Below are 22,595 nucleotides of genomic sequence, written 5' to 3'. Positions count from 1 at the left end.
AATGGCGTGGAATGAGCCTGGAAACAACGGCGGCCGTGATGATAAAGACCCTTGGGGTAATAATAATCGCGGTGGACGTGAACAAGGACCACCAGATCTCGATGAGGTTTTTTCAAAACTAAGTCGTAAAGTTGGCGGTGTGTTTGGAAATAAAAAAGGGCCGAGTGGCAGCGGGAGCGCTGTTGGCTTGGGGGCTGTTGCCGTATTAGCTGCGGCGGTTTGGGGTTTTTCTGGTTTTTACACCATTGGCGAAGCAGAGCAAGGTGTTGTGCTACGTTTTGGTAAGTTTGATCAAGTTGTAAAACCCGGTCTGAACTGGAAACCAACGTTTATTGATGAAGTTATCCCAGTCAACATTCAAGCAATTCGTTCTCTTCGTGCATCTGGCTTGATGTTAACGAAAGATGAAAACGTTCTGAAAGTTGAAATGGATGTTCAGTACCGTGTTGATAACGCTGAGAAGTACCTATTTAGCGTAACGAATGCTGATGACAGTTTGCGTCAGGCAACCGATTCTGCACTTCGTGCCGTGATTGGTGATTCAACGATGGATCAGGCATTGACGACAGGTCGTCAGACTATTCGTGCGAATACTCAAGCAGCAATTGATAAAATTATTGCAAAATACGACATGGGTATCCGTGTTGTTGATGTGAACTTCCAATCAGCTCGTCCACCTGAAGCGGTGAAAGATGCATTTGATGATGCTATCGCAGCGCGAGAAGATGAAGAGCGTTACGTTCGTGAAGCAGAAGCTTACAGTAATGATATTTTGCCTAAAGCAACGGGTCGTGCTGAGCGTCTGAAGAACGAAGCTGAAGGTTACTCTGAGCGTGTTGTTAATGGCGCATTGGGTGATGTAGCACAGTTTGATAAATTGTTGCCACAATACCTAGCAGCGAAAGAAGTGACACGTGAGCGTTTGTATCTAGATACCATGGAGAAGGTGTACAGTAACACCAGCAAAGTGTTAATTGATACGAAATCAGGTGGCAGTAATAATATGATGTACTTACCACTTGATAAGCTGATGTCTCAGTCAAATCAAGCTGATAAGAAAACCGATAATTCAGATCGTTTAAGCGGTATTGAATTAGAAAAAGTAGAAACTCCAACTCCAGTTGCACCTGCTTCTCGTGCTGATACTGGCCGTCAAGGGAGATATTAATTATGCGTAAGTTAATGATCCCAGTAGTAGTGATTTTTATTGCTCTATTATTGATGTCAGTGTTTGTCGTAAAAGAAGGTGAGCGTGGTATCGTGGTGCGTTTCGGTCGTATCTTAAAAGATAACAATACTGAAATTGCCCGTATTTATCAGCCCGGCCTACATTTTAAAGTACCAGTGTTTGACCGTGTTCATGATTTAGATGCGCGTATTCAAACTATGGATGATCAGGCTGATCGTTTCTTAACAGCTGAGAAGAAAGACGTGATCATTGATACCTATGTGAAATGGCGTATCAAAGATTTTGGTAAGTACTACTTAGCAACAGGTGGTGGTAATACATCAACTGCAGAAGCGCTATTAAAGCGTAAAGTAGTCGATAGCCTACGTGCTGAAATCGGTTCGAAAGAAATTAAGCAGATCGTGTCTGGAGAAGACAGCATTTCAACACCAACTACAGCGTCTGATATTGCACAAACTAAAGCGGCTAAAGCTGCTCTAGCGGTAATTGAAGGTGTAGTACCGGTGAAGGAAGTTGAAGGCCAGCGTGATAAAATCATGGCAGATGTACTTGAAGAAACGCGTGAAAGTGCGAAAGATTTGGGTATTGAAGTGGTTGATTTCCGAATTAAGAAAATTAACCTACCAGATGAAATCAGTGAGTCTATCTACCGTCGTATGCGTGCCGAGCGAGAATCAGTAGCGCGTAGTTACCGTTCGCAAGGTCGTCAACGTGCTGAAGAGTTACGTGCACGTTCTGAGCTTGAAGTAGCGACTGTTCTTTCTGAAGCAAAACGTAAAGCACAGGTTATTCGTGGTGACGCGGATGCAAAAGCGGCAGAGATTTACTCAAAAGCTTATAGCCAAAACCCAGAGTTCTACAGCTTCTGGCGTTCGCTTAAAGCTTACGAGAAGAGCTTCAACTCTAAAAATGATGTATTGGTTGTTGATCCTAACAATGAATTCTTTAAGTACATGAATCATTCAGAACTTAAAGCAAACTAAACCAATCACAACAGACATCTGTTATTGTAAAGACAAGGCCTCGGCCTTGTCTTTTTTTATGGGGAAAAGAAAAATGTCACATTCAATTTGGATGGCACTAGGCTTAGTATTAGTGGTTGAAGGCTTAGGGCCATTACTTGCGCCTCGCGGGTGGCGAGAGATGGTTAACCAGTTAAGCCAACAAAATGATAATAATTTGCGTCGTATTGGCGGCTGTCTGGTTGTTGCCGGTGCGGTTATTGCGTATATGATGTATAGGCAGATGTAAAATACATAGCACACAATGGTGACAATTCGCTTGCAGAAACGGTCTACACGGCTAAAAAATGACTGCAAGCTGAATGTTAAGGTGCTAGAATCCCTTTTTAACTACTGATAGATGAAGAAAGATGGCAAATAATGTAGTCGTTCTTGGCACCCAATGGGGTGACGAAGGTAAAGGTAAAATCGTTGACCTACTGACCGAAGATGCAAAATATGTGGTTCGCTACCAAGGCGGTCACAATGCAGGTCACACCCTAGTTATTGACGGTGAGAAAACAGTTCTTCACCTGATCCCATCAGGTATCCTACGTGACAATGTTAAATGCATCATCGGTAACGGTGTGGTGCTTTCTCCTGATGCGTTAATGAATGAAATGGGCCCACTAGAAGCACGTGGTATTCCTGTTCGTGAGCGTTTATTCCTGTCAGAAGCTTGTCCGTTAATTCTTCCTTACCACATTGCTCTTGACCAAGCGCGTGAAGCTGCTCGTGGTAAAAAAGCAATTGGTACGACTGGTCGTGGTATCGGTCCTGCTTACGAAGATAAAGTTGCACGTCGCGGTCTACGCGTTGGCGATCTTTTCAATAAAGAAGCATTTGCAGAAAAGCTTAAAGAAGTGATGGCTTACCATAACTTCCAGCTTGAGCATTACTACAATGCAGAGCCTGTAAACTACGAAGAAGTGCTAGAAAAAGTACTTTCTCAAGCTGATATCCTAACGTCTATGGTTATCGACGTAACTAAAGAGCTTGATGATGCTCGTCTACGTGGCGACAAGATCATGTTCGAAGGCGCGCAAGGTACGCTACTTGATATCGATCACGGTACTTATCCGTATGTAACCTCTTCTAACACAACTGCTGGTGGTGTTGCTGCAGGTTCTGGCTTTGGTCCTCGTCACCTAGGTTACATTCTTGGTATTGCGAAAGCTTACTGTACACGTGTTGGTGCTGGTCCTTTCCCTACAGAGCTATATGATGGTCTAGACAAGCAAGATCCAGTAGGTAAGCACTTAGGTACTGTTGGCCACGAGTTTGGTGCAACAACAGGTCGTCTACGTCGTACCGGTTGGTTCGATGCCGTTGCTATGCGTCGTGCGGTACAAATTAACTCTATCTCTGGCTTCTGTCTAACTAAATTAGACGTACTAGATGGCTTAGAAGAGCTAAAAATCTGTACTGCATACAAAACGAAGACGGGCGAAATCTTAGAAGTTTCACCAATGGCGGCTGACGAGTACGAAGATCTAGAGCTTGTTTATGAAACAATGCCGGGTTGGAGTGAAACTACATTTGGTGCTAAGTCATTAGACGTGCTTCCACAAGCAGCATTAGATTACATTGCACGTATCGAAGAGCTAACAGGCGTTCCAATTGATATTATCTCTACAGGTCCTGACCGTAACGAGACAATTATCAAAGTTCACCCATACGGTGAATAATTATCGCTGATGCGAATTGATTTAAAAACCAGCTTTCGGGCTGGTTTTTTTATATCTAATTAAAATGAATACTGCCTTATTCGTATATTTTGGAAGTGATATCATTAATTAACGATAGAATGTTAGCTAAAGTCTTTAGGCTAGATGTCGATAAAAAGTTATCCCTAGCCTGAGATCTAATGATGAAAAAGCTTCCGATCTTATTATTGACTAGCCAGTTATTTATATCTGCCGCTTACGCATTGGATAATGTGGGAGATGCTGTTCCCATTTATAGCGATGATGAACTGATACAGCTTTTTGAAACGAACCAGCATTTAAAAAAAATAAAAGCTGATGATTGCCAGCTTGTCCAAGATATTAAAGCGCGCGCTGAGCGAGTAGAGTCACCTTCTTATCAGTTTTTATATGGTGATATGTTGGCTTGGGGCGTGTGTGTAGACAAAGATGTCGAGCAAGGTTTGTATTATATGCGAGCGGCTGCGCAGCAAGGCTCACCGGTAGCACTTGAACAATTAGGGCGTTATTATGCGAACGGAGTGTTATTGCAACAAGATAAAGAGCGTGCGATCCCGTATTTACGAGAAGCTGCGGCGCTAGGAAATATTAAAGCGCGTCTTCAGTTAGCTGAACTATTAGTGTCAGATCATGGTAGTCCACTTGATTACGAAGATGCTTATCGCTGGCTGTATCAAACCACGACGGCGAATAAATCGTTATATAACCAACTGAATACGTTACGTCGAAAATTAGAATTACGTATGCCTGAAAATATTATTGCTCGGGCAAAACAACGTTCAAGTTTATGGTAACCTGTCCCAAATAATCCAGTAACCAGATAAAAAAGCACAGCATTTCGCTGTGCTTTGTTGTATTAGCTGCGTTAAGTTATAGGACTTTGTGTGGGCCGAAACATTCGTAGTGAATACGATCTTCAGATACACCTAATGCTAATAGCTGTTTAGCGATATATTGCATGAAGGCAACAGGACCACAGAAGTAAAAGTGCATGTTTTCATCTGTTAGCTGTGGTGCTATCGTGCTGAGATCCATCAAACCTTGGTAGTCATAATCTTCGGCAGGAAGATCGCTATCAAGTGGTGCGTTATACCAAGTGATATCTTGAATGTGATTGTGCTGCTGCGCGAGTGCTTTTACCTGTTTTTTGTAAGCATGATGTGCGCCATTTTCTGTGGCATGTAGCCAGTTAACAGGTGCTTGGTGATCTGTTAGTGATTCAAGCATTGAAAGCGTTGGCGTTAAACCCACACCTGCGGAAAGTAATGTGACAGGTGTGTTTGCTTCAACATCTAAGAAGAAGTCACCAGCAGGGGCGGCAAGCATTACTTTATCGCCAATATTGATATTGTTATGTAAGTAGTTTGAAACTTTACCGTGAGATTCACGTTTTACTGAAATACGGTACTGATCATCTTGTGGTGCCGAAGATAAGCTATATTGACGGATTTCTTGGTTCTCTAATTCGTCAGCATTAAGGTAGATCCCCAGATACTGCCCAGGTTTATAGCTTGCGACCTTACCGCCATCTGTAGGTTTAAAGGTAAAGCTCGTGATAAATTCGCTGTCTTTTTGCTTGTTAGTGACTACGAACTCACGAGTGCCACGCCACCCACCAACTTTATTCGCATTTTCTTGATAGATTTCTTCTTCACGATTGATGAAAATATTAGCCAGTAAACCATAAGCTTCAGCCCAAGCGTCTAATACCTCTTGTCCTGGCGCTAATAATTCATCAATGGTGGCGATAAGGTGAGAGCCAACAATATTGTATTGCTCAGCGGTGATCATAAAACTGGTATGTTTGTGAGCAATCTTTTCTACTGCTGGTAAAAGCACAGCAAGATTTTCGATATTATTGGCATAAGCACAAATGGCATTAAATAACGCTTTTTGTTGGCTAGAAGGTTCGTTATTTTCCCCATTTTTTTGGTGGCTCATGTTAAAAACATCTTTTAACTCAGGGTTATGGTTAAACATACGTTGATAGAAATGTTGGGTAACCATAGGGCCTGCTTCTGCAATGACAGGAGCTGTTGTTTTAACAATATCGATCGTTTTTTGACTAAGCATGAGCACTTCCTATAAACATGTATTTATAATGTATGTTATAAGTTGTATCTGATCTGTATCTTTTAGTCAATAAGAAGATTAAAATAACAACAGGAGGAGCCATTGTGCAGTTAACTAGTTTTACCGATTACGGCTTACGAGCTCTGATATATCTTGCGTCGCTACCAGAAGGTGAGCTAACAAGTATTACGAAAGTGACAGAAATATATAATGTGTCACGTAACCATATGGTTAAAATAATCAATAAATTAGGTCAATTAGGCTATATCGAAACGGTGCGTGGAAAAAATGGTGGCATTCGTTTAGGTAAGTCAGCTGAATCTATTATTGTTGGCGATGTCGTACGCGCAATAGAACCGTTACAGATTGTTAATTGTAGCCCTGATTTTTGCCATATAACGCCAGCTTGTCGATTAAAAGGTGTGCTTGCTGATGCAAGAGAAGCATTTTTGGCTGAGCTAGATAAATATACCTTGTTAACCTTAGTTGAAGATAATGCGCCGTTGCTGAATTTATTAAGCAACCCTAACAAGTTATAAAACATCATTTGGTTATACGTTTAATTAGCATATTCCTCCCAAAATTTAGTGGAGCAGCAGCCTTTATAGCGCTGCTCCCGTCTGATCACCTAAAAGCCAGATATACCTTAGGTATAGGTTGGCCTACAGGAAAAATATAATGTCTAAAGGTACTACCGATTTACCGGTCGACCCTTTTCGCGATCGCGAAGCATCTAATTATGAAAACCCGATCCCAAGCCGTGAACACTTACTTGAAGTGATTCGTGGTTTTAGTACCCCGGTGAGTCGTGACCAGTTATTTGCTGAGCTAAAGCTAGAAGGCGATGATCACTATGAAGGCTTACGCCGTCGTTTACGTGCGATGGAGCGTGATGGCCAGTTAATTTTCACCCGTCGTCAATGTTATGCGTTGCCTGAACGTTTAGATTTGATCAAAGGTTACGTTATGGGTCACCGTGACGGCTTTGGTTTCTTACGCCCTGAAGGTTCGCTAGGTAAAGACAATGATTTGTTATTACCGCATCACCAAATGCGTGGTGTGATCCACGGTGATTACATTTTGGCGCAAGCGGGCGGTGAAGATAAGCGTGGTCGTAAAGAAGCACGTGTTGTTCGTGTGTTAAAAGAAAGCACAGCTCAGATTGTTGGCCGTTTTTTCCTTGAGGATGGCATGGGCTATGTGGTGCCAGACGATTCTCGCATTGCTCAAGATATCATTATCCCACAAGACGTTCGCCAAGGCGCACGTATGGGGAATGTTGTGGTTGTCGAAATTAACCAACGAGCGACGCGTCAACACAATGCTGTTGGTCGTATTGTAGAAGTACTGGGCGAAAATATGGCGCCGGGTATGGAAATTGATATTGCGTTACGCACCCATGATATTCCGCACGTATGGCCATCAGAAGTTGATAAAGAAATTCAACATTTGACAGAAGAAGTGCCAGAAGAGGCGAAAAAAGGCCGTGTAGATTTACGTCAATTACCACTGGTCACCATTGATGGCGAAGATGCTCGTGACTTTGATGATGCGGTTCACTGTGAGCGTACTACATCAGGTGGCTGGCGTTTATGGGTTGCGATTGCTGATGTGAGTTATTACGTCCGTCATAAATCAGCACTTGATAACGAAGCCGTTAAGCGTGGTAACTCGGTTTACTTCCCTGCACAAGTGATCCCAATGTTGCCGGAAGTACTCTCGAATGGTTTATGTTCACTAAACCCGCAAGTTGATCGCTTGTGTATGGTGTGTGAAATGACCATTTCTGACACCGGTGAGTTAACAGGTTACAAGCACTACGAAGCGGTCATGAATTCTCACGCTCGTTTGACTTACACCAAAGTAAGTAAAATGCTTGAAGGCGATGAAGAACTTCGTCAGCGTTATGAACCACTTGTTCCGCATTTAGAAGAGCTTTATAGCATGTTCAAAGTGCTGAAAGCAGCACGTGAAGAACGTGGTGCGATTGAATTTGAAACGGTTGAAACTCAGTTCATTTTCAATGCAGATCGTAAGATTGACCGTATTGTGCCTGCTGTGCGAAATGAAGCGCATAAGATCATCGAAGAATGTATGATTTTAGCCAATATTGCCTCTGCACGTTTTGTTGAAAGTGCAAAAGAGCCAGCATTATACCGTGTTCACGATACCCCAGGTGAAGAGCGCCTACAGGGCTTTCGTGATTTCTTAGGTGAACTAAGCTTACATCTTGGCGGTGGTTTAGAGCCTACACCAAAAGATTATGCAGAGCTGGCAAATGCGATTCAAACTCGAAAAGATCGCGAGTTGATCCAAACCATGCTGCTACGCTCAATGAAGCAGGCGGTATACCAAGGTGACAATATTGGACACTTTGGCTTGGCATTAACTGAATATGCGCACTTTACCTCGCCAATTCGTCGCTACCCTGATTTAACGCTGCACCGCGCGATTAAATACTTAGTTGCGAAGCAAGCAGGTAACAGTGGTAACACAACACCAACGGGTGGTTTCCATTACTCATTTGATGAAATTGATGCATTAGGTGAGCAATGTTCAATGACTGAGCGCCGTGCTGATGACGCAACGCGTGATGTCTCTGATTGGCTTAAATGTGAATACATGCAAGATCACTTAGGCGATGAGTTCGACGGTGTGATTGCCAATGTGACAGGTTTTGGCTTCTTTGTTCGCTTAAACGAATTGAACATTGATGGCTTAGTTCATATTTCAAACCTAGCGAATGACTACTACCAGTTTGATCCAGTAGGTCAACGCTTGGTAGGTGATAGCTCAGGTGTGGTATACCGTTTAGGCGATACCGTGAAAGTGAAAGTAGCATCGATTAACTTAAACGATCGTCAGATTGACTTTGATATTGTTGGCGCTGAGCGCAAGCAACGTGGCGCAGGTAAAACGGCTAAGAGTCATGAGAAAAAACAGCGTTTACGTAAAGCCGATGGTCTACGTCGTCAAAGCCTGAAAGTGTACAAATCAGAAGATGGCGTGGCAAAACAAGAAGAGCGCAGTGAATCAAAACGCGAACGTTCTTCGGTACGTAAAAAGCTAAAAGAAGGCGCAATTCCACTGGCGGACGAGAAGAACAAACCGAAGCCAAAGAAACGCCGTAAGCCAACGGATGAAAAACCGAAAGCTGAGACAAAAAAGAAACCGAAATCTCGCAAAAAGAAAAAGCAACGTGCGGGAAAAGCCGAACGCGCAGCAAAGAAGAGTTAAACCATGAGTAATGATATGATTTTTGGCATCCATGCCGTGAAAGCCGTGCTGGCATCTGATCCAGTTCGTTTTATTGAAGTCTTTGTACTGAAAGGACGAGAAGATGATCGTTTACTGCCGTTAGTCACTGAGCTGCAATCACTGGGCATTACGATCCAAGAAGCAGGGCGTAAAGCACTTGATGACAAAGTTAAAGGTGCTTCTCACCAAGGTATCGTTGCTCGTGTTCGTCCAGGTAAGCAATACAACGAGAACGATCTTGATGATTTATTGGTGGGTAAAGAAAATCCATTATTATTGATTTTAGATGGTGTGACCGATCCGCATAACTTAGGCGCATGTCTACGTAATGCGGATGCTGCGGGTGCGGTTGCTGTTATCGTCCCGAAAGATCGCTCGGCACAGCTCAACGCAACGGCAAGTAAAGTTGCCTGTGGCGCGGCTGAAATCATGCCATTAGTACGTGTGACTAACTTGGCGCGTACCATGCGTGCACTGCAAGATAAAGGTGTATGGATTGTCGGTACGGCTGGTGAAGCAACGCATGATATTTACCAAAGTAAGCTGACTGGCCCATTAGCGATTGTGATGGGTGCAGAAGGTGAAGGTATGCGTCGTTTAACCCGTGAAACCTGTGATGATTTGATCAAAATTCCAATGGCAGGTTCGGTATCAAGCTTAAACGTATCAGTTGCAACAGGTATCTGTTTGTTTGAAGCGGTACGTCAACGTAGCTAATATGTTACTGACAACAGTAAAGAAAGTTGCACATTTAACCTGGTGTCAGTAATCCCACACCCTTATTCGGTTTAACTGGATAAGGGTGTTTTTATTGGGATAGACAAACAGTCAAGATAACTTGCCAGTGGGCAGGAAAAACCTTGGCGTAGAGCACAGAATTTTCTTGCTTCAATTGATCATTCTCTGTACTATCCATCGTCCAAATTCTCGGTTCTTTTTTTAGTTCCTTGCTTCCCCAGGATAACCGAGCCGACAAGGGAAGCTGAATAATCCGTAAGGAGCAACCTATGCGTCATTACGAAATCGTATTCATGGTGCACCCTGATCAAAGCGAGCAAGTTGCTGGCATGATCGAGCGTTACACTGCTGCTATCAAAGATTCTGGTGGTCAGATTCACCGTCTAGAAGATTGGGGTCGTCGTCAAATGGCTTACCCAATCAACAAACTGCACAAAGCACACTACGTTCTAATGAACGTTGAAGCTGAGCAGTCTGTAGTTGACGAGCTTGAGTCAAACTTCCGCTTCAACGACGCAGTGATCCGTAACATGATCATGCGTACTAAGAACGCTGTTACTGAGCCATCTCCAATGATGAAGGCTAAAGAAGAGCGTTTCACTAAGCGTGAAGATCGTGCAGAAAATGCACAATCTGAAGGCGAAGCAGCTGCTGAGTAATTTGTATAAATGACCAATCGTCTGGAGTTAGTTGGCACTATTGCTAAACAACCCAAACGAAGCCAGTCTCCTGCGGGCATACCTCATTGTCACTTTGTGCTTGAGCATCGTTCGATTCAACAGGAAGCAGGCCTACCACGCCAAGTATATTGTTATATTAACGTGGTAGTCAGTGGCAAAGGTCAACAAGTACTCACTCAAGATTTAGTTATCGGAAGCAATGTTAAGGTAGGAGGGTTTATCTCTTATCAAACCGGCCGTAACGGCATTGGTAAATTAGTATTGCACGCCGATCACATTGACATAATTTAGATCAGGAGATAGCCCATGGCTCGTTTCTTCCGTCGTCGTAAATTCTGCCGTTTCACTGCAGAAGGCGTACAAGAGATTGACTACAAAGACGTAGCAACTCTAAAAAACTACATCACTGAAGCTGGTAAAATCGTACCTAGCCGTATCACTGGTACTCGCGCTAAATACCAGCGTCAGCTAGCTCGCGCTATCAAGCGTTCTCGTTACCTAGCACTTCTACCGTACACTGACAAGCATCAGTAATCGGTAGTAGTTTTTAGACTTTTATAGAGGACAAGATAATGCAAGTTATTCTACTTGATAAAATCGCTAACCTAGGTAGCCTTGGCGACCAAGTTAACGTTAAAGCTGGCTACGCTCGTAACTTCCTTATCCCACAAGCTAAGGCAGTAATGGCAACTAAAGCTAACGTTGAAATGTTCGAAGCACGTCGTGCAGAGCTAGAAGCTAAAGTTGCTGAGCAACAAGCTGCTGCTCAAGCTCGTGCTGAAGCACTAAACGCACTAGAAGCAGTAGTAATTGCTTCTAAAGCTGGTGACGAAGGTAAACTATTCGGTTCTATCGGTACTCGTGACATCGCTGATGCAGTTACTGCTGCTGGCGTTGCACTTGTTAAGAGCGAAGTACGTCTACCTGAAGGTGCACTACGTACTACTGGCGAATTCGAAGTTAGCGTTCAGCTAAATTCAGATGTATTCGCAACTGTTAAACTAAACGTTGTTGCTGCAGAGTAATCGCTTTTAGCTTTAATAGAAAAAAACCAGCCTTCGGGCTGGTTTTTTTATGTCTGAAATATGAGAGAAAACAACGTTAGCGTCAATCCTTAGCTTTACTTCATACTGTAAATCAGGCTAACAATAGTACTAGAATCGAAGTTTTTCATATTGTTAGGTACCCACGTGTAATAGGTATAGTTAAAGCCAATACTCAATGCGATGTTATCGGTGATGGAGTTGGTCAGTGATAAATCATTTTGGATCGTAGTATTACTTTTACCAGCCACAATATTGGTTTTATTTTCCAAGGAAAGTGTTTTAAGCGGTTTCCATGTCATGGTTAATGAGCTTTGTAAAACAGCTTCATTCACTACTTCTGGTTTGACTATATCACCATCAATTTCATCTAGGTTAGGATCTTGGTGGCGAAAACCAGGACCGATATCGACCAAGGTTTGAAACGTTTCATAGCTAAAGAGACGATAACCGATACCAGCAGAAGCGAGTGAATCAACATAATATGGACCATAGCGATCATCAATATAGCTGCCGCTACCATATAAGTAATAGCCGTCACGGATCAGCATTTGTGATTTCAAATTGGCTGAAATCTTACGTTTATCTTCTTCGCCATTTTTCTTCGCCATTAGTAGGCTAGTATCTGCGTTAGTTTTATAACGACCTTTGATATATTGCAGATCATAATTAGCGTTTAGCGTCTGTGAATCTGAATTACCAGCAAGTGCTGTAAACCCAAGCCCCACCTCACTGGTAAAGTGAGAAGGCGAGACATCTTCTTCGATATCTTGATCGTCAGCAGCATAGGCTGCAGTATTGGCAAGCAGCAATAATGTCAGTAGGTATCTTGCCAAAGGTCCTCCCACGGCAGGTGTTGTAAATTGAGTGTTATTGATAATAAGTATTATGCGCTCGCATTCTAACCCAAATTTGTCAGCTTTTGGTTAGGAATCGTTACGCTTGACTGTTAGTTAATTTAAAAAGGCGCATAATTAAATAACCATCAGGTTTGAGGCGAGTCGTAAGTTTATGACTGCTCAGAATCGAATGTATGGGGTATACTACTATGCTTCATTCTTGTTCTTGGCTAATACGCAATTTCTATGGCAGATAATAGTAAACCGAAAAAACCAAAAGATAATCAAATGGACGCCATTAAGATGCCGCCTCACTCTTTAGAGGCTGAGCAATCTGTTCTTGGTGGTTTGATGCTGGATAACGAAAAGTGGGACATGGTGGCTGAAAAAGTCGTTGCCAATGATTTCTACAGTCGTCCACACCGGATTATTTTTCAGGCGACAGCGGCACTATTAGAAGCGGGTCAGCCGCTAGATTTGATCACCCTGTCTGAAAACCTTGAGCAATCAAGCACACTTGATGATGTCGGCGGTTTTGCTTACTTAGCTGAACTGGCAAAAAATACACCATCTGCGGCAAATATTTTAGCGTACGCTGATATTGTCCGTGAGCGTGCACTTATTCGTGACATGATTGGTGTGGCAAATGAAATTGCCGATGCCGGTTATGATCCACAGGGCCGCACCAGTGAAGACTTACTGGATATGGCTGAAAGTAAAGTCTTTGCGATTGCAGAGCAACGTACCAACGATAAAGAAGGTCCACAAAGCGTTGATACGATTTTAGAAAAGACCTTAGAACGTATCGAGATTCTATACCAATCGCCGCAAGATGGTGTGACCGGTGTATCGACAGGTTTTACCGATCTCAATAAAAAAACCGCTGGCCTTCAAGGTTCAGATTTAATCATTGTTGCGGCACGTCCATCGATGGGTAAAACTACCTTTGCGATGAACTTATGTGAAAACGCCGCAATGGAGCAGGAAAAACCTGTACTTATTTTCTCGTTAGAGATGCCAGCTGAACAGATCATGATGCGTATGTTGGCGTCACTTTCGCGAGTTGACCAAACTAAAATACGTACCGGTCAACTCGATGATGAAGACTGGGCACGTATATCATCAACAATGGGTATTCTGATGGAAAAGAAGAATATGTTCATTGATGATAGTTCGGGCTTAACACCAACGGAAGTCCGCTCACGTGCCCGTCGTATTGCCCGCGATAACGGCGGTTTAAGCCTTATAATGATTGACTACCTTCAGTTAATGCGTGTACCTGGTTTGCAAGATAACCGTACATTAGAGATCGCTGAAATTTCCCGCTCGTTAAAAGCGCTGGCAAAAGAATTAAACGTACCGGTTGTTGCCTTGTCGCAGCTTAACCGATCGTTGGAGCAACGTGCCGATAAACGCCCTGTTAACTCAGATTTGCGTGAATCCGGTGCGATCGAGCAGGATGCCGATTTAATTATGTTTATTTATCGTGATGAGGTTTATCACGAAGATAGTGCCCTGAAAGGGATCGCTGAAATCATCTTAGGTAAGCAACGTAATGGTCCTATCGGTACCGTCCGTTTAACCTTCCAAGGCCAGTTCTCTCGCTTTGATAATTATGCAGGCCCCGCCTACGATGAAGAGTAAGCGTAAGAATATTATTTAGGATTTTGGATGAAAGCTGCAACCGCACATATAGATACTGAAGCATTAGCCCACAATTTGGGGTTAATCCGTCATCATGCACCAAATAGTAAAGTTTTGGCGGTCGTAAAAGCCAACGCTTATGGGCATGGCTTACTTCGAGTTGCTCAAACGCTTACAAATGTTGACGCGTATGGTGTTGCTCGTATTGAAGAAGCATTAATTTTACGTGCAGGTGGGATCGTGAAACCTATTTTATTATTAGAAGGGTTTTATGCACCGAGTGATCTTCCAGTATTAGTGACCAATAATATTCATACTGTGGTTCACTCGATTGAGCAATTGGAAGCATTAGAGCAAACAGAGCTTGATAACCCAGTGCGAGTCTGGGTTAAAATTGATACCGGTATGCACCGCTTAGGGGTACGTCCAGAAGATCTGACGGATTTTATGGCGCGTTTACATGCCTGTGAAAATGTCGCAAAGCCACTACGTTTTATTAGCCACTTTGGTAATGCAGATGATTTAAGCTCTGATATTACATTAAAGCAGTTAGATACCTTTTTGGATTTGACTCAAGATTATCAAGGTGAGCGTTCATTAGCCGCCTCTGCGGGTATTTTAGCGTGGCCTGATAGCCAGCTAGAATGGATTCGCCCAGGGATCATTATGTATGGTGTTTCACCATTTAATGAGTCTGAACGTTTTGCTTCGGCTTATGACTTAAAGCCAGTGATGACATTAACCTCTAGCCTGATTGCTGTACGTGATGTTAAAAAAGGTGAACAAGTCGGTTATGGCGGTATTTGGACAAGTGAACGAGATACCAAAGTTGGTGTGATTGCGATTGGTTATGGTGATGGTTACCCACGTACCGCACCTAACGGCACGCCAGTGCTTGTTAATGGTCGTATTGTGCCGATGGCTGGGCGTGTATCAATGGACATGCTAACGGTGGATTTAGGGCCCGATGCTCAAGATAAAGTTGGCGATACTGCCACATTATGGGGCGAAGGATTACCTGCTGAAATTGTAGCAGAGCACATTGGCACGATTGCGTATGAATTGGTTACTAAATTAACACCACGGGTTGCGATGGCATATACGTGATGATTTAAATATTGGACGAAAAGCTTTAATGGAAGATATAAAATTAAAAGCCGTGGCGTATGCTGCGGCTTTGTTGGTTTCAGTAGATATTTATGCTGAAAATGAATTGCTTGATATTGAGGGTTCTGAAACGGTAGAAAAGACGGATTCAGATATTGCCGCAGTACCCTTTATGTTTTCTACCGATAGCATGGGATTGTCTATTGGTGCCGCAGGTGTGGTCAAAAAAGCAGGGCAACCACAAGCTTCACTATTAGTGGCTGGATTGGTGACAGATAAAGGTACATGGATGACGTATCTGGGGGCTTACAATTACGCGTTATCCGCCGGCAGCCGCTGGCTATTTGGAGCAGAGCTTTACAGTGGTGATTATAAAGATTTTAATTACTATGTAGGAAAAGCGACCCAAAATGATTCCCACCTCGATGATAGGATCATTGCCGATGCGCAAGAGTCACTGTATCAACTGAGTGCGCGTTATATTTTGCCTATTGGTCAAGGTAAGCATGATCCTATTCAATCTGCGCTTTATCCTAACCGTCAATTAACGGGTCATACGCCATGGGAAAGTGGCGTATCGTCAATAGATTTTCGCCCGTTCTATCAATCTCGTCAGTTTGCTAAAAACACACCGAATCCACCTTCTGATTTTTCACATAATGACAGTGTGTGGGGGCTAGAAACGCGGTTTGAATGGAACAACCAAAACAATACTGCGAATCCAACTCAAGGCAGTAAAAGTCAATTTAAGCTGACATATGCGCCTGATACTTCAGATCAAACAAGCTGGTGGAAATGGGAAATCAACCAAAGTTGGTATTTGAATTTAGGCAAGCTGGATAACTTATTTGATCAGCAAGTCTTGGCGTTTAATGTGTATACCGCCGATACCCCAAGTTGGAATACAACGGATTCAAAGCATGGTTATCATCGTCCACCTGAGTATGCAGGAGTCAAACTGGGGGGCTTATATCGCTTGCGGAGTTTTCAAACGGGGCGATATGTTGGGCGATCTGCAATCAGCTACAGCGCAGAATATCGCGTGATGCCAGATTGGCAACCTCTGAGTGAATGGCCTGTCTTTAATTGGTACAGCGTGCCTTGGTGGCAGTGGGTCGCATTTGCTGATGTTGGTCGTGTTGCGGATAGTTACAATTTCTCTGAGTTGCATTCAGACATGAAATGGAGCGCCGGTGGCGCGGTACGTTTTCAAGTCGAAGGTGTTGTTGTCCGAACCGAAATGGCGTGGGGCAGTGAAGAAAGCACCTTTAGAGTGATGGTTAACCAGCCGTTCTAGTCTTAAATATAAAGCACTTAACCATCATTGTTAGGGATAAGTGCTTTTTTGTCTCTTCAATATACTATTCGCCTTGAATAGTGATCACGACTTGGCGAGAGCCGCCATGATCACGGTGCTCACCTAAATAAATGCCTTGCCATATACCTAATGCTAAACGTCCTTGTGAAATAGGGATCGAGATACTATTACCTAACAATGAACTTTTAATATGTGCCGGCATATCATCATCTCCTTCATAGGTATGTCGATAATAAGGCGCGCGTTCTGGTACAAAATGATTAAAGTGTTTCTCCATATCATGACGTACCGTAGGATCGGCATTTTCATTAATGGTTAAGCTTGCCGAGGTGTGTTGAAGAAAACAATGGACTAATCCAACGCTTAAAGGTCGGATCTCATGTAAATGTTGCGCTATTTCCTCAGTGATAAGGTGAAAACCGCGCTTTTGAGGAGTAAGATTAATTGTTTTTTGATACCACATGGCTATTTACCTATAGGTTTAACCTTTTAGTTTGATTAGTTATTCGCATTATTACATTGATGCGAAATACAGGTATGATGCATTCCAAGTTTTCGTGATTTACCGCAATGACGACCTTTTTCTTTTCGCGGCATCATCACAAGTGATCAAAATTATAAATAAGCCTGCCATCATAGGCTAATGAGCAAAATCGGGGATCTTTCGCAAACAGTGTATGGGCGCGAAAGGTAAACATAACAAAATTAGGATATTTTTATGTTGAAGAACATCAACCCAACGCAAACTCAAGCGTGGCAAGATCTAACCGCACACTTTGAACAAGCTCAAGATTTCCAATTAAGCGACTTATTTGCTAATGATAGCGCTCGCTTTTCTAAGTTTTCTGCGCAATTTGGCTCAGATATCCTACTTGATTACTCTAAAAACCTTATCACTGAAGAAACGCTAACTAAGCTGTTTGCTCTTGCAAAAGAGACAGAGCTAGATGCTGCCATTGCAGATATGTTCAGTGGCGAGAAAATTAACCGTACAGAAGATCGCGCAGTCCTTCACGTAGCACTACGTAACCGTAGCAACACACCAATTATGGTTGATGGCGAAGATGTGATGCCTGCTGTGAATGCTGTACTTGAGAAGATGAAGTCTTTCTCTGATCGCATCATCAGCGGTGAATGGAAAGGTTACACAGGTAAAGAAATTACCGATATCGTGAACATCGGTATCGGTGGCTCAGATCTTGGCCCTTACATGGTGTCTGAAGCGCTAGGTGCTTATAAAACGCGCCTAAACATGCACTTTGTTTCTAACGTTGATGGCACACACATTGCTGAAACGCTAAAAGATCTTAACCCTGAAACAACATTGTTCTTGATCGCATCAAAAACCTTCACGACTCAAGAAACCATGACTAATGCGCTATCTGCACGTGACTGGTTCTTAGCAAAAGCAGAAGATAAAGCACATGTAGCGAAACACTTTGCTGCGCTTTCAACAAACGGTGAAGCCGTTGCTGAATTTGGTATTGATACGGACAACATGTTCGAGTTCTGGGACTGGGTTGGCGGCCGTTATTCACTATGGTCTGCAATCGGTCTATCAATCTGCTTATCAGTAGGGTTTGATAACTTTGTAGCGCTACTTGATGGCGGTCATGCAATGGACAAACACTTTGCAGAAGCACCATTAGAGCAAAAGCTACCGGTTATCCTCGCGCTTATCGGTATCTGGTACAACAACTTCCACGGTGCAGAAACAGAAGCGATTCTTCCTTATGATCAGTACATGCACCGTTTTGCAGCGTACTTCCAGCAAGGTAACATGGAATCAAATGGTAAGTACGTTGATCGTGGCGGTAACCCAGTGGATTACCAAACAGGTCCAATTATTTGGGGTGAACCTGGCACCAATGGTCAACATGCTTTCTACCAGTTGATCCACCAAGGCACGAAATTGATCCCATGTGATTTCATTGCTCCTGCGATTAGCCATAACCCATTAGGCGATCACCATCCAAAATTAATGGCGAACTTCTTCGCGCAAACTGAAGCACTAGCATTTGGTAAGAGCCGTGAGAAAGTTGAAGCAGAATTCTTTGCTGCGGGTAAATCACAAGAAGAAGTGAATGAACTTGCAGAATTTAAAGTATTCGAAGGCAACCGCCCAACGAACTCAATCTTAGTGAAAGAAATTACGCCTTATACACTTGGTGCATTGATTGCGCTTTATGAGCACAAGATTTTCACTCAAGGTGTTATTTGGAATATCTTTAGCTTCGATCAGTGGGGCGTAGAGCTTGGTAAACAACTAGCTAACCAAATCCTGCCAGAGCTAAATAATAAAGAACAAGTATCAAGCCACGATAGTTCGACTAATGGTTTGATCAATGCATTTAAACAATGGCGAGCATAATCTTAGGCTAATGTACTAAGCCATATGTTTGTATAATAAAAACGCCGCTAAATAGCGGCGTTTTTTTATCTTTTCAGTGATGGTTATTACAGTGCAATAACTTCGCTAGCTTGTGGGCCTTTCTGACCATCCGTAACGATAAACTCAACACTTTGGCCTTCACGTAAGGTGCGGCGCCCTTGAGCTTGAATAGCACTGAAGTGTACAAACACATCTTTGCCATCCGTTCCAGAAATGAAACCAAAGCCTTTGTCATCGTTGAACCATTTTACGGTTCCAGTCAGTTTACTCATGTACGTCTTTCCCTTTTAGACAAATAATATACAGTCATCTCGCAGTTATAAGTAACATGATGCGTATGACATAAACTAGTCTAGATCGAAAAAAGAGCGGAGAGTAGTCTTTTATTTAAGAATGGTTTTATTAATAAAAGACTTAATAAAGAATTAGATAGCGTTAAGTAAAGTAAAGAATTTATCGTGTAATTGACGCTATATTTTCATTAAAAAAGACGATATCAATCGAAACAAATTTCGATATAGGCTTTGCCATAGTCAGAATCAAATGGCATTAAGATGATCGCATTATCACATTTATGGGTAATGGTATGGCCTTTACCAGAAACAACCGCAGGTGTTGCCATATCAAAATCATAGCCATTTTCAGCCAGTGCACGTTTTGCACCACCTGTTACCATATTAGTAATTTCACCAACCATATCAGTAACATCTTCATTAATGCCTGCTGGACGTTCACCGAGCATGCGTTGCATGATTTCAAGCGCCAGATCTTGCTCAAACGTGATTGACATCGACCCTTTGGTTTTTGGGCCAATCATACCGATTAAGCCAGATACATCACCACGCGCAATTTCATCTTTCTTTAGTCTTGGCTTTTGTGGTGTCATTGGCATAGATGCCATGGTGTTAAGCACATTAATCAGAGATGCAAGAAAAGGGTTTATAAATTCTGCGCGCATAATTGTAAGACTTTTCGTTGTAGGTTAAATAATAGGTTTATTGCCTTGGCATTTTTCACAAATACCATGGCTTTCAACAACATGATGATTAATCTTAAAACCAAGTTTTTCTGATTTTTGACGAAGCAGTTTGGCTAACTCATCATCATGGCACTCTTCAACACTGCCACATTCATCACAAATCAATAACTGCGAACAGTGATCGGCATGTCCTAGTACACAGCAAGCAATATAGCTATTTGTGGACTCCACTTTGTGAACAAAACCTTGTGCTAAGAGAAAATCTAAAGCTCGGTAAATCGTTGGCGGCTTTGCTTGCGGTTCTGAAATTTTGAGTTGATCTAATAACTCATAAGCGCTGATTGAGCTATGGTGCTCAATAATCAACGCCAACACTTTTAAGCGCTGTGGCGTAAGTCGAACGCCTCGCTCTTCACAGAGTCGCTGCGCCTTTGTTAATAATTGGGCTTGATCCGCCATAAAACCTCAAAAAACTACAATAACCGTTTTATTTTATCACAGCCTATTTGAAACATATCGTAACTTAGCAATTAAGCTGCAATAAGCTGTAGTGTTTCGTGTAGAGGATCACGTAATAAGAAAAATAAGAATAAGTGAGCACTGATTTTTTCATTGATGCTTGCGGTGACTCGAAATATTCCTTTTAGGTGTTAATCATCGTTTATACGCTTCAAGGAATAGTGGGGTTAAGCCATAAGGTGGAGGGCTGATTAGATTTCCTCTTCTATAGTTACTTGTTGGTAATAATCTTTTGTTATTTTGCTGTATTGTTGTTTTTGGTGTAACTATTGATAATACACCCATCGAAACGCACAGGCGTTTATAAACATAAAGACACAAGGTTTTATTACTCATGAAAACAGTTATTAAAGCAACTATCGCAGCCGCTATCATCGCTATGTCTTATAACGCTTCAGCTAAAGATGGTGCGTTTACAGGTAATGTTCAATTTCAAAAAGCAGCCGTTAGCAACATAAATGTCGCACATTACCAAAAACAAGGTACCGCAGAGCGTTCACACTCAGGTGTGGTATTTACACAATCAGCATCACAACTCACATTTACTGGAAAGTTACTGTCTGCAGCTGATAAATAAGCCGCAGATATCGGCAAGCGATACCTCATTTTAATTATTACGTTTACGTAATAGTGGTTAACTTTTCATTTTATTGTTTATTTCCAGTAAGTGAGATGTTGTTAGCATTAACACTAAGAATCACCATAAAAATTTGGTGCTGGTAACATTCACCTTCCACAAAAAGAACAATTAATGAGGATTTATTCGAATTTAATGAATGGTTATTGGTGGGGTTGATATGTAATATTTGCATTAGTAAAACTAATGCAAAGAAGCATTATTTCTCACTTTTAAAAGCCGATTAAACTCCTATAATGCCCCCCATCGAAACGCGACCAATGCCTTATAAATACTGTGTTTAGGCAAGGTTGTACATTATATAAAACTTGCTTTATTAAGGAATTCACAATGTCACGTATCATTAACAAAATTGTTGGCTTATACACTCCAGTTTTCGCTTCTATGTACAAAGCGCAAATCAAATAAGTGTTTAAAGAATTTAAAAAAGGGCGTTGAAGGTAACTTCAACGCCCTTTTGCTATTTGGTAAAGAGATAACTCAAAAACGCAGCGAAGAATGATCCAAGAGTGATATTCTCTAAGTCATAATCCTGATTTTATGATATTTCGTTAATTGTTATATTGATGACTTCAAATTATTACTTAAATATAACCCTGTATTTATGACTTCATAAATAACGGGTGGTCTATTGTAAGTGCGTGAGATTCGGGCTTGTTTAACGAGATCCCCTGCCTACCCAATGTAGCCCGCTTGGTGCTTAAAAATGGTGTCTACGCCTTTAGCCTATTCGTGTTTGGTTACAGGCTTTATTTACTGTATTTCTATAGCGGCCTACGTGGGCTGGTCGTTGCGGTAAATCAAGATCAAAAGCAATAACAAAGCCTGCTGGCGCAGGCTTTTATAGTTTTTAATGCGGTACGGCTTCAGCAATGTTTGGGGTTTTTTTCACATACCGTTGTTGGAGTTCATCTAATAATTCCATGGTATCAAAACTGTCTAACGAGGGACGTTCGCCAGTAAAATACGCGACACTTTTATTAAAAAGTGCTGATATTGCAATGAGTGTATCTAGTCGTGGTAGTGTTTTTCCATACTCTAAATCTAAGTAGGTTTGCCTTGCTATCTTCAAGTGTTTAGCTGCATCGACTTGCGTCATACCGTGTTCTTCACGGGTTTGCTTTAGCAGTAAGTGAAATGCGTTAGAGGTGTTCATTATTTTAGTTCTTCTATGTTTTTGTACGTCGGACCAAGGAATTGTATCGCTAAACAGGAAGTTGAAAAGTAGAGAAAAGTGATTTTTCGTTAAGAACGGTGAGGGGGCGATATTGTAGTGGTCAACAAATACTAGCCACGGTTTTAGAGGTTAACCAATATAATCGTTCTGATTCATTCGGTGTTAATCCGCCATTATATTGATGTGGTCGTAATTGGCTGTAATAACCAATAATATATCGAGTGATTTCGTGTTTTGCTTCAGCAAAACTACGATAACCTACATTTGGTACCCATTCTGTTTTTAAACTTCTAAA

Annotated in this window: 25 protein-coding genes; 17 read left to right on the top strand and 8 right to left on the bottom strand. The window is 42.1% G+C overall.

Translation table 11 applies throughout. The features are described from left to right. The first annotated feature begins 1 nt into the window (after window position 1). From hflK to C9J46_RS19240, 5 genes are all read left to right on the top strand, one after another. Window positions 2–1,168, top strand: coding sequence for an FtsH protease activity modulator HflK (gene hflK, locus C9J46_RS19260; RefSeq protein ID WP_107208003.1), 1,167 nt, complete (start codon window positions 2–4; stop codon window positions 1,166–1,168). Window positions 1,169–1,170: 2 nt separating this feature from the next. Next, entirely contained in the window at window positions 1,171–2,172 is a 1,002-nt protein-coding gene (hflC, locus tag C9J46_RS19255; protein WP_107208004.1) for a protease modulator HflC, read from the top strand. A gap of 73 nt (window positions 2,173–2,245) precedes the next feature. After that, a complete protein-coding gene (locus tag C9J46_RS19250) occupies window positions 2,246–2,440 on the top strand; it encodes a DUF2065 domain-containing protein (protein WP_105061373.1) in 195 nt (64 codons plus the stop codon). A gap of 121 nt (window positions 2,441–2,561) precedes the next feature. Continuing rightward, entirely contained in the window at window positions 2,562–3,878 is a 1,317-nt protein-coding gene (locus C9J46_RS19245; RefSeq protein ID WP_107208005.1) for an adenylosuccinate synthase, read from the top strand. Between the two features lie 182 nt (window positions 3,879–4,060). Next, on the top strand, window positions 4,061–4,690 hold the full coding sequence (locus tag C9J46_RS19240; protein WP_107208006.1) for a tetratricopeptide repeat protein: 630 nt from the start codon (window positions 4,061–4,063) through the stop codon (window positions 4,688–4,690). Window positions 4,691–4,766: 76 nt separating this feature from the next. On the opposite strand, the gene hmpA is transcribed toward C9J46_RS19240, so the two are convergent. After that, window positions 4,767–5,969, bottom strand: a complete 1,203-nt coding sequence (gene hmpA / locus C9J46_RS19235) for an NO-inducible flavohemoprotein (RefSeq protein WP_107208007.1) — start codon at window positions 5,967–5,969, stop codon at window positions 4,767–4,769. Window positions 5,970–6,073: 104 nt separating this feature from the next. Between hmpA and nsrR the strand changes: the two genes are divergently transcribed. The 7 genes from nsrR to rplI all read left to right on the top strand — a co-directional run bounded on the left by nsrR (window position 6,074) and on the right by rplI (window position 11,670). Continuing rightward, entirely contained in the window at window positions 6,074–6,508 is a 435-nt protein-coding gene (nsrR, locus tag C9J46_RS19230) for a nitric oxide-sensing transcriptional repressor NsrR (protein WP_107260810.1), read from the top strand. Window positions 6,509–6,647: 139 nt separating this feature from the next. Then, window positions 6,648–9,206, top strand: coding sequence for a ribonuclease R (rnr, locus tag C9J46_RS19225; protein WP_107208008.1), 2,559 nt, complete (start codon window positions 6,648–6,650; stop codon window positions 9,204–9,206). A gap of 3 nt (window positions 9,207–9,209) precedes the next feature. After that, the gene (gene rlmB, locus C9J46_RS19220) at window positions 9,210–9,944 is read left to right on the top strand and encodes a 23S rRNA (guanosine(2251)-2'-O)-methyltransferase RlmB (RefSeq protein WP_005372799.1); all 735 of its coding nucleotides are present in this window, start codon (window positions 9,210–9,212) and stop codon (window positions 9,942–9,944) included. A 290-nt stretch (window positions 9,945–10,234) separates the two neighbouring features. Beyond that, window positions 10,235–10,624: a 30S ribosomal protein S6 gene (rpsF, locus tag C9J46_RS19215; RefSeq protein ID WP_107208009.1), complete on the top strand. Its 390-nt coding sequence runs from the start codon at window positions 10,235–10,237 to the stop codon at window positions 10,622–10,624. A gap of 9 nt (window positions 10,625–10,633) precedes the next feature. Beyond that, window positions 10,634–10,936 carry a primosomal replication protein N gene (gene priB, locus C9J46_RS19210; RefSeq protein ID WP_005372796.1) on the top strand — a complete coding sequence of 101 codons (303 nt, stop codon included), beginning with the start codon at window positions 10,634–10,636 and terminating at the stop codon, window positions 10,934–10,936. Between the two features lie 15 nt (window positions 10,937–10,951). After that, on the top strand, window positions 10,952–11,179 hold the full coding sequence (gene rpsR / locus C9J46_RS19205; protein ID WP_002539422.1) for a 30S ribosomal protein S18: 228 nt from the start codon (window positions 10,952–10,954) through the stop codon (window positions 11,177–11,179). Window positions 11,180–11,217: 38 nt separating this feature from the next. Beyond that, window positions 11,218–11,670, top strand: coding sequence for a 50S ribosomal protein L9 (rplI, locus tag C9J46_RS19200; protein WP_005372794.1), 453 nt, complete (start codon window positions 11,218–11,220; stop codon window positions 11,668–11,670). Window positions 11,671–11,765: 95 nt separating this feature from the next. Here the strand turns inward: rplI and C9J46_RS19195 are convergent, their stop codons facing one another. Beyond that, on the bottom strand, window positions 11,766–12,524 hold the full coding sequence (locus C9J46_RS19195; RefSeq protein ID WP_107208010.1) for a YdiY family protein: 759 nt from the start codon (window positions 12,522–12,524) through the stop codon (window positions 11,766–11,768). 249 nt (window positions 12,525–12,773) lie between these two features. Here C9J46_RS19195 and C9J46_RS19190 point away from each other — a divergent pair, with 249 nt between their 5' ends. The 3 genes from C9J46_RS19190 to C9J46_RS19180 are packed head-to-tail and all read left to right on the top strand — an operon-like array spanning window position 12,774 to window position 16,575. Continuing rightward, window positions 12,774–14,171, top strand: coding sequence for a replicative DNA helicase (locus C9J46_RS19190; RefSeq protein ID WP_005372791.1), 1,398 nt, complete (start codon window positions 12,774–12,776; stop codon window positions 14,169–14,171). Between the two features lie 27 nt (window positions 14,172–14,198). After that, window positions 14,199–15,278, top strand: coding sequence for an alanine racemase (gene alr / locus C9J46_RS19185; protein WP_107208011.1), 1,080 nt, complete (start codon window positions 14,199–14,201; stop codon window positions 15,276–15,278). Between the two features lie 28 nt (window positions 15,279–15,306). Then, complete coding sequence (locus C9J46_RS19180; protein WP_107291387.1) at window positions 15,307–16,575, top strand: BamA/TamA family outer membrane protein; 1,269 nt, start codon at window positions 15,307–15,309, stop codon at window positions 16,573–16,575. A gap of 64 nt (window positions 16,576–16,639) precedes the next feature. Here C9J46_RS19180 and C9J46_RS19175 read toward each other — a convergent pair whose 3' ends face one another. Further along, window positions 16,640–17,059 carry a secondary thiamine-phosphate synthase enzyme YjbQ gene (locus tag C9J46_RS19175; RefSeq protein WP_005372784.1) on the bottom strand — a complete coding sequence of 140 codons (420 nt, stop codon included), beginning with the start codon at window positions 17,057–17,059 and terminating at the stop codon, window positions 16,640–16,642. A 255-nt stretch (window positions 17,060–17,314) separates the two neighbouring features. Here C9J46_RS19175 and pgi point away from each other — a divergent pair, with 255 nt between their 5' ends. Beyond that, window positions 17,315–18,967 carry a glucose-6-phosphate isomerase gene (gene pgi / locus C9J46_RS19170; RefSeq protein WP_107288094.1) on the top strand — a complete coding sequence of 551 codons (1,653 nt, stop codon included), beginning with the start codon at window positions 17,315–17,317 and terminating at the stop codon, window positions 18,965–18,967. A gap of 86 nt (window positions 18,968–19,053) precedes the next feature. Here pgi and C9J46_RS19165 read toward each other — a convergent pair whose 3' ends face one another. The 3 genes from C9J46_RS19165 to zur form a co-directional block, all read right to left on the bottom strand. Further along, on the bottom strand, window positions 19,054–19,260 hold the full coding sequence (locus C9J46_RS19165; RefSeq protein ID WP_005372779.1) for a cold-shock protein: 207 nt from the start codon (window positions 19,258–19,260) through the stop codon (window positions 19,054–19,056). A gap of 224 nt (window positions 19,261–19,484) precedes the next feature. After that, complete coding sequence (locus tag C9J46_RS19160; protein ID WP_005372777.1) at window positions 19,485–19,946, bottom strand: chemotaxis protein CheX; 462 nt, start codon at window positions 19,944–19,946, stop codon at window positions 19,485–19,487. 24 nt (window positions 19,947–19,970) lie between these two features. Next, a complete protein-coding gene (gene zur, locus C9J46_RS19155; RefSeq protein ID WP_005372775.1) occupies window positions 19,971–20,426 on the bottom strand; it encodes a zinc uptake transcriptional repressor Zur in 456 nt (151 codons plus the stop codon). A gap of 394 nt (window positions 20,427–20,820) precedes the next feature. On the opposite strand from zur, the gene C9J46_RS19150 reads away from it, so the two are divergent. Further along, window positions 20,821–21,063, top strand: coding sequence for a hypothetical protein (locus tag C9J46_RS19150; RefSeq protein ID WP_107208015.1), 243 nt, complete (start codon window positions 20,821–20,823; stop codon window positions 21,061–21,063). A gap of 910 nt (window positions 21,064–21,973) precedes the next feature. Here C9J46_RS19150 and C9J46_RS19145 read toward each other — a convergent pair. Both C9J46_RS19145 and C9J46_RS19140 read right to left on the bottom strand, forming a co-directional pair. Next, window positions 21,974–22,279 carry a helix-turn-helix transcriptional regulator gene (locus tag C9J46_RS19145; protein ID WP_107291386.1) on the bottom strand — a complete coding sequence of 102 codons (306 nt, stop codon included), beginning with the start codon at window positions 22,277–22,279 and terminating at the stop codon, window positions 21,974–21,976. 121 nt (window positions 22,280–22,400) lie between these two features. Beyond that, window positions 22,401–22,595: IS3 family transposase (locus C9J46_RS19140; protein ID WP_146144674.1), on the bottom strand; the 195-nt coding region annotated here is incomplete at its 5' end.

Origin of the sequence: Photobacterium sp. GB-36, assembly GCF_003026135.1 — a bacterium.
Taxonomy (GTDB): domain Bacteria; phylum Pseudomonadota; class Gammaproteobacteria; order Enterobacterales; family Vibrionaceae; genus Photobacterium.
The sequence above is the reverse complement of the archived record's forward strand: the minus strand, read 5'-3'. Positions and strand labels throughout refer to the sequence as shown.

Coding starts and splice junctions, on each gene's coding strand:
- C9J46_RS19165 (WP_005372779.1), bottom strand. CDS start 19,260: ATGAGTAAACTGACTGGAACCGTAAAATGGTTCAACGATGACAAAGGC.
- priB (WP_005372796.1), top strand. CDS start 10,634: ATGACCAATCGTCTGGAGTTAGTTGGCACTATTGCTAAACAACCCAAA.
- C9J46_RS19250 (WP_105061373.1), top strand. CDS start 2,246: ATGTCACATTCAATTTGGATGGCACTAGGCTTAGTATTAGTGGTTGAA.
- rplI (WP_005372794.1), top strand. CDS start 11,218: ATGCAAGTTATTCTACTTGATAAAATCGCTAACCTAGGTAGCCTTGGC.
- rpsR (WP_002539422.1), top strand. CDS start 10,952: ATGGCTCGTTTCTTCCGTCGTCGTAAATTCTGCCGTTTCACTGCAGAA.
- C9J46_RS19180 (WP_107291387.1), top strand. CDS start 15,307: ATGGAAGATATAAAATTAAAAGCCGTGGCGTATGCTGCGGCTTTGTTG.
- C9J46_RS19145 (WP_107291386.1), bottom strand. CDS start 22,279: ATGAACACCTCTAACGCATTTCACTTACTGCTAAAGCAAACCCGTGAA.
- C9J46_RS19240 (WP_107208006.1), top strand. CDS start 4,061: ATGAAAAAGCTTCCGATCTTATTATTGACTAGCCAGTTATTTATATCT.
- hflC (WP_107208004.1), top strand. CDS start 1,171: ATGCGTAAGTTAATGATCCCAGTAGTAGTGATTTTTATTGCTCTATTA.
- C9J46_RS19175 (WP_005372784.1), bottom strand. CDS start 17,059: ATGTGGTATCAAAAAACAATTAATCTTACTCCTCAAAAGCGCGGTTTT.
- alr (WP_107208011.1), top strand. CDS start 14,199: ATGAAAGCTGCAACCGCACATATAGATACTGAAGCATTAGCCCACAAT.
- zur (WP_005372775.1), bottom strand. CDS start 20,426: ATGGCGGATCAAGCCCAATTATTAACAAAGGCGCAGCGACTCTGTGAA.
- pgi (WP_107288094.1), top strand. CDS start 17,315: ATGTTGAAGAACATCAACCCAACGCAAACTCAAGCGTGGCAAGATCTA.
- rlmB (WP_005372799.1), top strand. CDS start 9,210: ATGAGTAATGATATGATTTTTGGCATCCATGCCGTGAAAGCCGTGCTG.
- C9J46_RS19150 (WP_107208015.1), top strand. CDS start 20,821: ATGAAAACAGTTATTAAAGCAACTATCGCAGCCGCTATCATCGCTATG.
- C9J46_RS19190 (WP_005372791.1), top strand. CDS start 12,774: ATGGCAGATAATAGTAAACCGAAAAAACCAAAAGATAATCAAATGGAC.
- hflK (WP_107208003.1), top strand. CDS start 2: ATGGCGTGGAATGAGCCTGGAAACAACGGCGGCCGTGATGATAAAGAC.
- hmpA (WP_107208007.1), bottom strand. CDS start 5,969: ATGCTTAGTCAAAAAACGATCGATATTGTTAAAACAACAGCTCCTGTC.
- C9J46_RS19160 (WP_005372777.1), bottom strand. CDS start 19,946: ATGCGCGCAGAATTTATAAACCCTTTTCTTGCATCTCTGATTAATGTG.
- C9J46_RS19245 (WP_107208005.1), top strand. CDS start 2,562: ATGGCAAATAATGTAGTCGTTCTTGGCACCCAATGGGGTGACGAAGGT.
- rnr (WP_107208008.1), top strand. CDS start 6,648: ATGTCTAAAGGTACTACCGATTTACCGGTCGACCCTTTTCGCGATCGC.
- rpsF (WP_107208009.1), top strand. CDS start 10,235: ATGCGTCATTACGAAATCGTATTCATGGTGCACCCTGATCAAAGCGAG.